At 47.6% G+C, this 13739-nt stretch carries 12 protein-coding genes; 9 read left to right on the top strand and 3 right to left on the bottom strand.

Annotated features, from left to right (window positions below; genetic code table 11):
- Window position 1: 1 nt before the first annotated feature.
- The 3 genes from GVY43_RS05655 to pheT all read left to right on the top strand — a co-directional run bounded on the left by GVY43_RS05655 (window position 2) and on the right by pheT (window position 4461).
- Window positions 2-748, top strand: a complete 747-nt coding sequence (locus tag GVY43_RS05655; RefSeq protein WP_159562522.1) for an RNA methyltransferase — start codon at window positions 2-4, stop codon at window positions 746-748.
- A 302-nt stretch (window positions 749-1050) separates the two neighbouring features.
- Window positions 1051-2073 carry a phenylalanine--tRNA ligase subunit alpha gene (gene pheS, locus GVY43_RS05650; RefSeq protein ID WP_159562521.1) on the top strand — a complete coding sequence of 341 codons (1023 nt, stop codon included), beginning with the start codon at window positions 1051-1053 and terminating at the stop codon, window positions 2071-2073.
- A gap of 12 nt (window positions 2074-2085) precedes the next feature.
- Window positions 2086-4461, top strand: a complete 2376-nt coding sequence (pheT, locus tag GVY43_RS05645; protein WP_159562520.1) for a phenylalanine--tRNA ligase subunit beta — start codon at window positions 2086-2088, stop codon at window positions 4459-4461.
- A gap of 41 nt (window positions 4462-4502) precedes the next feature.
- On the opposite strand, the gene GVY43_RS05640 is transcribed toward pheT, so the two are convergent.
- The 3 genes from GVY43_RS05640 to rnhC all read right to left on the bottom strand — a co-directional run bounded on the left by GVY43_RS05640 (window position 4503) and on the right by rnhC (window position 7625).
- Window positions 4503-5525: a PTS transporter subunit IIC gene (locus GVY43_RS05640; protein ID WP_074036553.1), complete on the bottom strand. Its 1023-nt coding sequence runs from the start codon at window positions 5523-5525 to the stop codon at window positions 4503-4505.
- A 301-nt stretch (window positions 5526-5826) separates the two neighbouring features.
- Window positions 5827-6639: an alpha/beta fold hydrolase gene (locus tag GVY43_RS05635; protein ID WP_078147177.1), complete on the bottom strand. Its 813-nt coding sequence runs from the start codon at window positions 6637-6639 to the stop codon at window positions 5827-5829.
- Between the two features lie 71 nt (window positions 6640-6710).
- Window positions 6711-7625, bottom strand: coding sequence for a ribonuclease HIII (rnhC, locus tag GVY43_RS05630; protein WP_305775285.1), 915 nt, complete (start codon window positions 7623-7625; stop codon window positions 6711-6713).
- A 119-nt stretch (window positions 7626-7744) separates the two neighbouring features.
- Here rnhC and GVY43_RS05625 point away from each other — a divergent pair, with 119 nt between their 5' ends.
- The 6 genes from GVY43_RS05625 (at window position 7745) to GVY43_RS05600 (ending at window position 13739) form a co-directional block, all read left to right on the top strand.
- Entirely contained in the window at window positions 7745-8143 is a 399-nt protein-coding gene (locus GVY43_RS05625) for a hypothetical protein (protein ID WP_159562518.1), read from the top strand.
- The gene (locus tag GVY43_RS05620) at window positions 8143-8664 is read left to right on the top strand and encodes an NfeD family protein (protein ID WP_159562517.1); all 522 of its coding nucleotides are present in this window, start codon (window positions 8143-8145) and stop codon (window positions 8662-8664) included. The genes GVY43_RS05625 and GVY43_RS05620 overlap by 1 nt, the downstream gene beginning before the upstream one ends.
- 3 nt (window positions 8665-8667) lie before the next feature.
- Window positions 8668-10188 (top strand): flotillin family protein, encoded by a 1521-nt coding sequence (locus GVY43_RS05615; RefSeq protein ID WP_074036561.1) that lies wholly within the window; start codon window positions 8668-8670, stop codon window positions 10186-10188.
- Window positions 10189-10319: 131 nt separating this feature from the next.
- Window positions 10320-11291 (top strand): BMP family protein, encoded by a 972-nt coding sequence (locus GVY43_RS05610; protein WP_159562516.1) that lies wholly within the window; start codon window positions 10320-10322, stop codon window positions 11289-11291.
- Complete coding sequence (locus tag GVY43_RS05605) at window positions 11288-12931, top strand: methyl-accepting chemotaxis protein (RefSeq protein WP_159562515.1); 1644 nt, start codon at window positions 11288-11290, stop codon at window positions 12929-12931. The genes GVY43_RS05610 and GVY43_RS05605 overlap by 4 nt, the downstream gene beginning before the upstream one ends.
- Before the next feature lie 232 nt (window positions 12932-13163).
- The gene (locus GVY43_RS05600) at window positions 13164-13739 is read left to right on the top strand and encodes a helix-hairpin-helix domain-containing protein (RefSeq protein ID WP_159562514.1); all 576 of its coding nucleotides are present in this window, start codon (window positions 13164-13166) and stop codon (window positions 13737-13739) included.

Genomic DNA, 13739 nt, shown 5'->3' with positions numbered 1-13739 from the left:
TATGACGAAGATTACGTCTACGAAGAGCGAGACGATTAAACGATTAAAGCGTTTGATGACGAAAAAAGGTCGTCAAGAAACGGGTCAATTCCTAGTAGAAGGAGAGCATTTGGTGGACGAGGCCATTCGTGCCGGTCGACTCGTCCAACTCATCATGGCTGAGTCGTATTCACCGAAAGGAACGTGGCGTCTTGAGGATATGCCGGTTCTCGAGTTATCCGACCACGTTGCGGACCTTCTTTCCGAAACAGAAAAGACCCAAGGCGTGTTTGCCGTTGTCAAGATGACACCGGTTGAACGTAAGATGAAGAAAGTACTCGTACTTGACCGAGTACAAGATCCGGGTAATCTCGGTACGATGATTCGAACAGCAGATGCTGCCGGATTCGATACCGTGCTACTCGGGAAAGGAACGGTCGATCCGTTCAACGCCAAAGTCGTGCGTGCCACACAAGGATCGCTGTTTCACGTGAACGTGACCACGGTCGACTTGCTTGAAAAATTACCTGAGTTGAAAGAGGATGGCTTCCACGTATATGGGACGGCCCTCTCAAAGGCGACATCGTATGAGCAAGTTGCATTCGAAGACAAGGTGGCCCTCGTGATTGGGAATGAGGCGCAAGGGGTCCATGCTGATGTATTGGCACTCTGTGACACACGTGTGCATATTCCAGTGCTTGGTGATGCAGAATCGCTCAACGCGGCGGTCGCTGCAGGCATTTTAATGTATCGCATCGCTTTACAATAATCTTGTCAGCACGTGAAAAACGTGATAGGTTAAACACATCGATGAATAAGATATGACGTTGAAAGAACATAGTAAGCGAATGACCGATTCCGTTCAGGGAGCAATGGCCGTGACTGAGAGCCTTTGCCGGACTCGTCGCTGAATTCACTCTGGAGTCGTGTTGGAGACAACACCGGTTTGGCATCACGATAACGATGCTCTCAAGTGGGCCATGAATTGGCCAAGTAGGGTGGTACCGCGATGATTCGTCCCTTCAGTCAACGACTGAAGGGACTTTTTTATGTAGAGGAGGAAGCGAACACATGAAAGAACAATTAGAACAGTTACAAGTGGAAGCGTTAGAAGAAATCAAACAAGCATCCACACAAAAATCATTGAATGACGTCCGCATCAAATATTTAGGGAAAAAGGGACCGATGACTGAAGTACTTCGTGGCATGGGTAAATTATCTGCTGAGGAACGTCCGGTCATCGGTGAGTTGGCCAATACCGTTCGTACCGCGATTCAAAGCACACTCGATGCTCGAATCGAAGAAGTGAAGGCGATTGAATTAGAGGAAAAGTTAAAAGCGGAAACGCTTGATGTGACACTCCCGGGACGGACATCGACTCCTGGCCATAGCCATCTCTTGCAACAAATCATCGACGAGATGGAAGATTTGTTCGTTGGACTCGGATATACGATTGCTGAAGGTCCTGAAGTCGAGACCGATCTCTATAACTTCGAAATGCTGAACTTGCCGAAAGATCATCCGGCACGAGACATGCAAGACTCGTTCTATATCACGGAAGAGACGTTGCTTCGTACTCATACATCTCCTGTACAGGCTCGCACGATGTTGGAGGCGAATGGGAAGCCGATTCGCATCATCTGTCCAGGTAAAGTGTATCGTCGTGATGAAGACGATGCGACGCATTCGCATCAATTCATGCAAATCGAAGGATTGGTTGTCGATGAATCCATCTCGATGGCTGACTTAAAAGGGACACTTGAAGTGTTCGTGAAGCAGTTATTCGGTGAAACGCGCGAAATTCGTCTTCGTCCAAGCTTCTTCCCGTTCACGGAACCATCGGTCGAAGTCGACATCTCTTGCTTCAAGTGTGGCGGGAAAGGGTGTAACGTCTGTAAAGGAACAGGTTGGATCGAGATTCTCGGAGGCGGAATGGTCCATCCTCATGTATTGGAGATGGCTGGCTATGACTCATCAAAAGTGTCAGGATTCGCATTCGGAATCGGAGTGGAGCGTATGGCGATGCTCAAACACGGCGTCGATGACATCCGTCATTTCTACACAAATGACTTACGTTTCATCGAGCAATTCTAAGGAGGAAGACAGATGTTACTTTCAAAAAAATGGTTGAATCAATATATTGATGTATCCGATTTAAGCGGCGAAGCGCTCGGGGACTTGATTACGAAGAACGGAATCGAAGTCGAAAGTGTGACAAATCGTGGGGAAGGACTTTCTGGGATCGTCGTCGGACGGGTCCTTTCATGTGAGAAACATCCAGAAGCGGATAAGTTAAACGTGACGAAAGTGGATATCGGAGAGTGTGACCCTGTTCAAATCGTCTGTGGCGCACCGAACGTGCGCGAAGGGCAACATGTAATCGTGGCCAAAGTCGGCGCACGCTTACCAGGACTTAAAATCAAAAAAGCAAAACTTCGTGGTGTCGAATCACAAGGGATGATTTGTTCACTCGAAGAGCTCGGCTTTGAGAAGAAACAAATTCGGGAAGACGAGCAGGATGGGATCCATACATTCCGTGAATCGGTCCAAGTCGGTGCAGATGTGCTCGATTTGCTCGACTTGGACGATGAGGTCATCGAACTCGGTTTGACACCCAACCGTTCAGATTGCTTGAGCCTTTATGGAATCATTCATGAGGTTGCGGCCATCTTAGAACGTCCTTACACGTTGCCGACAGCAGATGTCACTTCATCATCCCCAACTGATGTATCCATCGAACTCGCAACGCAGAACTGTTCATATTACGCAGCTCGTGAAGTAAAAGGGGTAACGATTGCAGAATCGCCACAATGGCTAAAGAATATCTTGATCGCAGAAGGTGTCCGTCCAATCAACAACATTGTCGATGTGACGAACTACGTGATGCTTGAAATCGGACAACCGCTTCACGCATTCGATGCGAAGAAACTCGGCAACTCGATTGTAGTCCGTCAAGCCGAAAATGGAGAAGAAATGGTCACACTCGACGACGTGACACGCACGCTCGATACATCGATGATGGTCATTACGGACGGGAAAGCCCCGGTCGCCATCGCTGGCGTCATGGGTGGTGCCAATACAGAGGTAGATACTTCAACGACAGATATCGTTTTAGAGTCAGCGTACTTTGATCCGGCATCTGTACGCAAGACAAGCCGAACGCTCGGTCTTCGTTCAGATTCAAGCGCTCGTTTCGAAAAAGGCGTTGACCCAGAACGTGTCATGCTCGCGCTTGACCGTGCTGCGCAATTGATTGTCGAACTCGGTGGAGGAGCCATTCATGATGCGGTGCGTTCAGGTGAAGCCGAATCACGTGCCCGAGAAATCCAAGTGTCGATTGACTATATAAACAAGCGTTTAGGGATGACACTCGATCGTCAGACGATCGTTCACATCTTAGAGCGTCTCGGTCTCGCGACAGAAGGGGATGACGTGCTGACAGTACACATTCCATCGCGCCGTCCGGATTTAGAGCTTCCGGCTGACATCACAGAAGAAGTGGCACGTCTATACGGTTATGATAGTCTCCCGTCGACGTTACCTGCCTCACAATCGAAAGGGTATTTGCCAGCAATCAACGTACTGCGCAGACAGACACGTCGTTTGTTACAAGGAGTCGGCTTATCACAAGCCATTACTTACTCGTTAACGAGTGAGGCGCATGCGACACGCTTCGGTGGAAAAGACGATCAGCTCGTCCGATTGGCGATGCCGATGAGTGAAGAACGCTCTGTCCTTCGTACGTCGCTCATCCCTGGATTGTTGGAGGCAGCGCGCTACAACACGGCGCGTCAACAATCGAACGTCGCACTTTATGAAACAGGGCGCGTCTATACGGAGCACGGAGAAACGTTACCGCGTGAGAAAGAACGGGTGGCCGGCGTTGTCACAGGTCTTTGGATGGACCATCGTTCGCAAGGAACACGGGTCCCGGTCGACTATTTCGTCGCAAAAGGGATTGTCGACACGTTAGTCCAAACGCTTCGCCTTAATGTCACGTATGAGGCCGTATCGATGCCTGACATGCATCCAGGTCGCACAGCGAACATCTTGATGGCCGGAGAGGTCATCGGATATGTCGGACAAGTGCATCCAGGAACATCAAAAGACGTCTACGGTATGAAGGAAGTGTATGTATTCGAACTCGACCTATTGGCACTTCATGGAGACGAGACACTTCTTTATCAAGACGTACCACGTTATCCTTCGATTTCACGAGATTTGGCACTCGTCTTATCACGTGAGATTCCGGCTGGAACAGTGGAACAAACGATCCGTCAAGCGGCTGGTCCACTCTTGATTGACCTCGTCTTGTTTGACGTGTATACAGGAGACAACGTTGGAGCGGATGAGAAATCGATTGCCTTCTCACTCAAGTTCCAAGACCCGTCACGAACGTTACAAGATGAAGAAGTAACGGCAGCATATGAAACGATCGTTGAGGCGGTCCGTGCGACGCACGGAGCTGAACTTCGAGCGTAAAAAATAAGGAGCGTTGTCCACATGTGACAACGCTCCTTTTATTATTGAATCTCAAGTGCGAGATCGCCGAACTTGGTCCATCCGACAAGACTCGTCACACGATAAAGAGCCCATGTAATGAGTGCAGGGAGTACGACGCCGGTCATGGTGAAGATGAGAAATGCATCCAACCCTTGGACCGCTAAAATCTGAAGCGGTGCAATCAGGGAGTTGAGACCGAGACCCGCAATTTCATAAGGAACTTGGAGTGAGAACATCAAAGTAGCAATCGGTGCGGAAATCATCGCGGCAATAAACGGTGGAACGACGATTCGCGGGTTTTTGATAATATTCGGGAACTGCACTTTCGGTGTGACAAAGAAGGAAGCGACCAATCCACCTGGGTCAGTTTGACGGTATGCCATTAAGGTAAATCCAACAAATTGAGCAGAACAACCGATTAAAGCAGCGGCGCTGGCGACAGGATCGAGTTGAAGCGCGATGGCGAGTGCGGCAGATGATGCAGGCGACATGAGCATGACACTGAAGACAAGCGCGATGACAAGAGATGTAGCAATCGGTGAAGTTTCAACAGATGCGGTGATCCCTTGGCTGATTGAGTTGATAAGAGGAGTCGTGACCGCTGCCGCAGCAACCCCAACAATCCCGCCACCTAAAACGGCTGTGACCGGGACGACCATCATATCAAACTTTGTTTTGCCGAGGACACGTTTTCCGAGCCATACAGCGGCAGCCGCTGCAATCAGTGCGCTAATCGGTTGACCTGGAACGAGGACGAGTCCGCTTTCTGACGCTTTTAAAGCTGCACCGCCAATGGTTGCAGCAATCATGGCGCTAAATAGGATGAGCGTGTTGCTTCCGAGTTGAAACGCGACGCCAGCGCCTAAAGCAGGTGCCAACAATGATTTGGCGACTTGTCCAATCTGTACGAGCATCGCGATTCCGCTCAAATTACCAATCGTCTCAATCAATAAACCGACACCGAGCGTGACGAGTACGGCATTTGCCATACCTGCTGAAATTTTGACCATTCGATCCATCATATACTGCTTCACTTCCATCATCTCCTCTATATCTTTATGTCAACAAAAAAACCTATCCATCAAGGATAGGCGCGGTTTCAATCTGCAGGCGCCTGTCCGATTACCACGGGAACAAGGGCCTGAAAAGTCGTTTTTTGAAAACAAAACGATTTCAGTCCCTCAGTCGAATAATAATCAGCAGGCTGTTCATATGTACGGGATTGGACATTTCGAGCATCTCCTCTTCGTTGGATTTGCTAAAGAATACCATCTATTTTTGTAATAATCAATATTTTCTGAGAATAAACACAAAAAAATTCAGGAAGCCTAGTGGCGTCCTGAATTAGCTCATTTGTAATGAGCGTGCTTGAATCTGATCGTCGATAAAATTCATCGACAATGCATTGAATTGATCGGGTTGGTCTACATTGACCACATGACCAGAGTCTGCAACGATTTCAACATTGGCTGTCGGTTGATGTTTCGCTGTCCGCTCGACAGCTTCAAGAAACATATAATCCTCATCACCCATAATATACAAAATCGGGACGTTCGTTTGAATCGAAGTGAACTGATTCAACAAAGGATTAATATTTTCAGTCATCTTGAACCAACGGATAAACTCACGTTGACATAAGTTCGCCGCATCGCGGACGAACATCATCCGAGACTTCTTGTGACGCTTCTTCGGGAGTAAAATCCATGCGAATAATTTATATAACCACATATAGGGGACGAAGTTTTGCACGAGACTACCAAGTCGGATGAGCAACGTGGAGCGCACATTAAATTTTACAATGGCTCCGCCGAGGACGACTGATGCGATTCGATCCGGATAGTGCTCAAACATCGCCTGAATCACAATCGTCCCTAAAGAAAGACCGACCATGTGCCCTTTTTCGATACCTAAGTGATCCATGACTTCAATCACGTCTTTGGCAACGACATCAAACGTATAGGCATTCAATGGTTGTTTGAGCGACTGTTCAGCATCGTATGAACCGCCATGACCGCGTAAATCGACGAGCAGGACATTATATTTTTTACGGAAGGGACGAAGTTGGCGATACCAATGCGATAAACTTCCTCCGGCCCCATGTATAAAGATGACCCAAGGATGGTCATCACTAATCGTATAGGTTTTATAATGCAACATGAACGCTATCCTCCAAAAATTTTAAGTTCATTTAACCGTAAAATGAGTATATCATACTTGATGTCGAAGCTCTACAAACGACGTTCATTCAAGTTGATGGCTTTCTTTGTATTCGCAAAATGGACTTTAGCAATCCTTTGTAAATAATCCTGTCCATGACTTCGGATGATTTGAGCGGCGACTTGGTCGACTTTTGCTCCTGCCCCTTTCGGGAGGGTCAATCCTACTTGTTTACTTAGTTTGTCCATTTCTTTTAAGAAGAAAGCGCGAGCTAAAATGGAAGCAGCTGCGACGGCGACATGAAGACCTTCTGCCTTGGTTGAAAAGTAGACATCGTCGCGCACGATATCCCGCTCTGCCCGCAAGTGTTGATAGTATACCGACTTCTCTGCGAATTGATCGATTAGAATGGCATCGGGTTTCTGTTCGATCTTCTCAAGCAACGCTCGAAGTGCAGCATTATGGGCGATGGCGGTCATTTTACCTTGTGTCATCGTCCGTTGCATGTTGTTATATGTTGGATTATGCAGTGTTGCTTTTTGATAAGGAATCGTAGCGTGTAAATCTTTCGCAATCCGGATGATTTCAGGGTCGGATAACTGTTTTGAATCTTTCACGCCGAGTTCTTTGACGAGTGCGATTTGATCGCGTGAGACAAAAGCCGCTACGACGACGAGTGGTCCGAAGTAGTCTCCTTTTCCGACCTCGTCGCTTCCAATGACAGACCAACTTGAAAATCCTTCAGGTAAGAGGGTGTTCGGTGCGGATGCTTGTTTCTTCTCAGCAGGTAGTCCCCATTTCACTGCCTCGGTCTCAGCATCTTTTCCTTGGAACATCACTTTCCCTGATTGATAAACCGTTACGACAAATCCTGGTGTCTTGGCGCTGAATGTCGCATATGGTGGTGGCGCGACTGCATACTCATGATACATTTTCTTTAGTTTTTCTTGTGATGAGGATGATAGCTTAATGACTTGGTTGCCCAACATGAGCACTTCCTTTCTGTCTGGCAAATTCATTTTACATTTTTTTATGATTTTTTGAAACCGAAGATGAGGGTTTATCGTATATGGAGGTGAGTAGAGAAAAGTGAGGTGAGGTGGACGTGTGGTGGCGCGATGACACGCAACGAGATGAGGTAGAGGAATTATACAAGCACATTCTCGAACTCGAGGCGAGAATTGCTAAATTAGTAGCTCATCAAGTGAGAGTGCGTCGGCTACTGATGCAAGATTCTTCTGAGGGCGTGACGGATCAAGTCGTTCAAGTTCAAAAAGAAGTGGAATATTTTTTAAACAGGATGCGACTCGAACGACAAGAACTTGTCGACATATACAATCGGCGACGGATTGAACGTTCCATTGGTCGAGTTCGAGAAGTGAACGACTTATCCACTTCATCACTGTCGGAGTGGGATGAAATTGAAGATCGGCTTGCATTAGAAGTCGAACAACTTCGACGCGTACTGATGATGGAACAAAAACGTCGACAGGAGGGGTGGTAATGGAGGCAATCGATCAACTTTATTGGTGGGTGTTGATCATCGCTGGTCTTGGAACCTTTATTTACATGATGTTTTCCGATGCGTTCGATATGTTTGAAGGTTGGTTCAACCCTGCAGTCATCCTATCTTTCTTAGCACTAGGGGCAGGAATTGGGCTCATCTTAAACGCATTGGCTCACGTTTCCCCGATGATTGGGCTCGCTGTCGCATTGGTCGGGTCTCTTGCTCTGACGACGCTTCTCTATTTGTTTGTTCTCTTACCGCTCTCAAATGCGGAAGAGTCCATTGGTTTGACGGATGAGGCATTAGTTGGACGTGTCGGACGATTGACCGTGCCCATTCCTGAAGGCGGATACGGTGAAGTCTTGATTGAGACAGTGACGGGATCGCTTTTAAAGACGGCTCAAAGCTTAGACGGTACATCGATTTCGACAGATCATCGGATAGTCATCATTGAAGTAAAAGGCAATATCGCAATCGTCATGCCATATGACGAACCTACAATTCGAGAGGAGATATAACACATGAATACGGCTATTTTAGTCAGCATTATCGTCGGGGTCATCATTCTCGCACTTGTGTTTGTATTCGTACTAAAATATCGCACAGTCGGACCAGATGAGGCACTGATTGTGACAGGTAGTTATTTAGGCAAGAAAAATGTACATAGCGATACATCCGGTAACCGCGTCAAAATCATTCGTGGCGGCGGGACATTCGTCTTCCCAGTATTCCAGCAAGCAGAACCGCTCAGCTTGCTCTCAAGCAAATTAGAGGTCACGACACCTGAAGTGTATACAGAACAGGGTGTCCCGGTCATGGCGGACGGAACAGCCATCATTAAAATCGGCGGATCGATCAGTGAAATCGCGACAGCGGCTGAGCAGTTCCTCGGAAAACCGAAGATTGAACGTGAAAATGAAGCGAAAGAAGTGTTAGAAGGCCATTTGCGCTCGATTTTAGGTTCTATGACCGTTGAAGAAATCTATAAGAACCGTGACAAGTTTTCGCAAGAAGTTCAACGAGTTGCATCACAAGACTTAGCGAAGATGGGGCTAGTCATCGTATCATTCACCATCAAAGACGTTCGAGATAAGAACGGATACTTGGAATCGCTAGGGAAACCGCGTATCGCCCAAGTGAAGCGTGATGCTGATATCGCGACAGCAGAAGCGGATAAAGAGACGCGCATCAAACAGGCGGAAGCAATGAAAGATGCGAAGAAGGCCGAGCTTGAGCGTGCGTCTGAAATCGCGGAAGCTGAGAAAGAGAACCAACTTCGGATTGCGGCTTATCGCCGTGAGCAAGATGTTGCCAAAGCGCGGGCCGACCAAGCGTATGAGCTTGAGGAAGCGCGTGCGAAACAAGAAGTCACTGAACAACAGATGCAAGTTCAAATCATCGAGCGTCAAAAGCAAATCGAGCTCGAAGAGAAAGAAATCATGCGTCGTGAGAAACAATATGATTCAGAAGTGAAGAAAAAAGCCGATGCGGATCGATACTCGATTGAACAGTCTGCCGCTGCGGATAAGGCACGTCAAATCGCAAGTGCGGATGCAGAGAAGTATCGTATTGAAGCACAGGCGAAAGCCGATGCGGAACGCGTACGTTTGGCAGGTCTTGCAGAAGCGGATTCTGAACGTGCGAAAGGTGAGGCAGAAGCTGAAATTATCCGCTTGACCGGTCTTGCCGAAGCGGAAGCGAAAGAGAAGATTGCCGAAGCCTTCGCGCAATACGGGCAGGCTGCGATTCTCGATATGGTCGTCAAGATGCTTCCTGATTATGCGAAAGAAATTGCATCGCCACTTGGAAACATCGATCAGATTACGGTCGTCGACACGGGGAGCGGTCAAAACGGCGGTGCCGGGAAAGTGACAGGTTACGCAACCGACCTCATGGCGTCGCTTCAACAAACATTAAAAGCTTCTTCGGGCATTGATATGAAAGACTTGCTCGAGAACTTTGCGGGGAAAGGGAACGTTGCAACAGCTCCTACACCGGAGCGAGAATTAGCTGATACGACGGTCGCTGCTTCAAAAGAATAAGTGTACGAAGCCATGGACGATGTCTATGGCTTTTTTTATTGCCACAACTTTTAAAAAAAATAATGTAGAATAGCCCTTTCTCGGTCGATATAAGTGTTGTCAGACCATTAGAGAGAGGGAGTATTGAATATATGAAGAAAAGTATAATGCTCAGTACAATCACGGCTTGCACCCTTTGGTTGTCCGGTTGTCAGTCAGTTATCGACAATCCAAGTGCCACTGTCGAAGAACGACAGACGATGGGAGTTGTTTTATCTGACGTTGGTCTCGGGGACCAATCGTTCAGTGACGCAGCTATGCGTGGGATGGGTGAGCTACGTGAAACGGGCGATTGGTTCGTTGATTATCGTGAACTATCCGAAACGGAGACATACAAAGTTGGTTTTGAAGAATTGGTAAAAGAGGGACATGACGTAATTGTCGGTCTCGGTTTTGCGTGTCAAGAAGACTTAGAGGCTGTAGCGGCTGAACATCCGGAACAGCAATTCGCTTTGATCGATGGCGTGTCCGAACTTCCAAACGTCTTGAATATCACGTTCGAAGAGGGAGAGGGAAGTACGCTCGCCGGCGCCGTGGCTGGTCTTGAGACAGAGTCCGATACGATTGGATTTATCGGTGGGATGGATATGGAACTCATTCAAAAATTTGAAGCAGGATTTGAACGTGGCGCTAAAGCGGTGAACGAAGATGTCGAGATGCTCGTTGATTTCTCGAATGATTTTGCTTCACCAGAGCTCGGTCGCGAACTCGCTGAGAAACAAATTAAAGCGGGAGCAGATGTTCTGTATGCTGCAGCTGGACTTACAGGAGTCGGTGTACTCGAGACGGCTGAAAAATACGGCGTCAAGGCAATCGGGGTCGATAGTGATCAATCGATGATTGCACCGGATGCGGTTGTGACGTCGATGTTGAAACAAGTCGATTTGGCGATTGTGGAAATCGCGGGTCGTGTGACCGAAAAACCGTTTAATGAACATGTCATTCTTGGAATTGAGGAAGGCGGCGTAGGCTTGGCCCCACTTCGTCGCATTCAATGGGATGAAAAAGAAACATCTGAGTATGAATCGGTAGAACGCCAGTTGAAGGAGGGAACACTTAAATGAGTTTACGTAAACGTTTTATCTTCTCAACTGTGTTCACTGTCATCTTAGTCGTACTGATGATGAGTTACGTCTTGTCTACTTTGAATCGCTTGCAAACGTATAACGAGAAATATGGGAGTCAAATGATTGAATTGTCTCAACTTGAAACGTCACTCTTACAAGAGCAGTCACTCTGGACGTCACTTGGCGAACAGTCGAACCAATCTACATTGACTCAACTAGAGCGCATCCGTGTGACGAACGCGGAAACATTTGATGATTTAAAACAGTCTTATTTGATTCCGGCATTTTCAAATCATTTAGACCGTGCCACGATGAAGTACGAACAGGTGAACGAAGATGTCGAGTCGGCACTTGAGGGCGGTATCGGAGCTCGGATCCAGGCAGCGAAACTAGAAGGTTTGTTAAACGATATCAATACATTGATTGCAAAGAACGGTTCATTCTATGAGGCGCTTCAAGTAGAGGCGGCAAATGAGACGGAACGTCTCTTGTTGATTTCGGTCCTTTTGACGATTCTTGTCATTCTTGCGCTCGGAATCTATAACTTCTTCTTTGCCCGTTCGATCACCCGACCACTCGAGCGAAATGTCAAAGTGGCAGAAGCGATTGCGGCCGGACGTCTCGTCACGCTCCCTGAGTCGACGCGGAATGATGAAATCGGGCGTCTTGAACGTGCCATGCGTGATATGACGGCATCACTTCAGACGGTGATTGGTTCGATTCGAGTCACATCAATGAAAGTGAACGGTATGACCGAAACGGCAGCGGCCGAAAATGAAGCGGTCGTGAGTACGACTTCTAACATTACGAACGCAGTTGATGAAATGGCACACGGAGCACAGTCAATTGCAAACGAACTGCAAGAAACGCTCAGCTCTGTGCATACGATGGCAACTTCATTTGAGACGAGCTTGAACCAGACGAAACAGACGACGGAAGAAACGTCAGAAATGACACGTGAAGTGGCGGCTGGAATTGAAACATTAACCGACCAAGAGCATATTTTAGATCGTTCAAGCGAACGGAATGAAGTGCTTGTTTCGCGCATGGACCACTTTGCAAGACAAACTGCTGAGATTGAGGCGATGGCGAAGCTTGTCGAAGATGTCGCGGCTCAGACGAATTTACTTGCTCTCAATGCAGCAATCGAGGCAGCCCGTGCGGGAGAAGCGGGACGAGGATTTGCTGTCGTTGCAAGTGAAGTGAAGAAGTTGGCGGAAGAAAGCAACAAGGCGACTCGATCCATTTTCCACGTCGTCGAGACGATCCAGCAAGAAGTCGTACGTTTGACGGAAACGGTGAACGAGTCAAAACGTGAACAAGAGGCTCAGCTGGAAGCGTTCGGATTAACGAAAGAAGCGTTCAACCGAATCCATGAACGGACAGACCACGTCGCCTCGTTCGTGCGTACGATTGAACAAGAGATGCGCACATCGAGTAACGAGGTAAACAACGTCTTACGTCGGGTCGAAGAAGTATCTGGCGTGACAGAAGAGTTAGCCGCAGGAAACGAAGAAGTGGCAGCCTCGATGAAAGAACAGCAAGCGAGCTTTGATCAAATCTTTACGTTAATGCAAGAGTTAGAAGGACAGGCAGCGGCGCTCGCTGACCAGGTTCAGCATTTCGAAGAAGAATAATCGAACAGTGAACAGTAGGAACGGAGGCCACGTGGTGGTCTCCGTTTTTTCCGTCATTCTATAACCCATGCATTAAAATTGTGTGATTGAATACCGTTGCATGTATGAGTGTGATATATAACTTCCAAACAAATCATTTCCTAATGACACGAATGTGGAGAAGAAGGAGACGTGTTTCGAAACAGCTGATTCGGCATACTCAACGTAACAGTCGAACGGGGTGGTGATACGTTTGGAAAGGTGGAAACAACTCGTCATTGGTCTAATAGTCGTTCTATTTTTAGGAGTAGGCTATTTGTTTTATCAAAAGGAACCGGAGCAACGAATTGTGGATGAATTCGTCATAGAACCTGAGGAGGTCACACCGACCACGACACCAGAGCGTATGGAGCTCGTTGTGTACGTGACAGGTGCGGTTGAATCTCCGAACGTGTATACCGTACCAGAAGGGGCAAGGGTGGGCGATGTGTTGTCTTTAGCAGTCCTGACAGATGAAGCTGACCCAGAACAGTTAAATTTGGCACAACTATTAGTAGATGGAGTCAAAATCATCGTTCCGAAAAAAGGAACGACGCCTATTTCGCAAGACTCACCGAGTCCCGAGATGGAGACGAACGGTGTTCATGTCAACAGTGCGACGAAAGAGGAACTAATGACGGTTCCGGGAATTGGTCCAGCCAAAGCCGAGGCGATTTTAAATCATCTGAAAGCGAACGGTCCATTTAAAACATATGAAGCGCTAGGTGATGTGAAGGGGTTCGGCGAAAAGACATTAGAAAGTATGAAGCCATATTTATTGGTGCCATAG

Origin of the sequence: Exiguobacterium sp. 8H (genome assembly GCF_902506255.1) — a bacterium.
Taxonomy (GTDB): Bacteria; Bacillota; Bacilli; order Exiguobacteriales; family Exiguobacteriaceae; genus Exiguobacterium; species Exiguobacterium profundum.
This window is presented reverse-complemented; position numbering and strand designations above follow the sequence as displayed.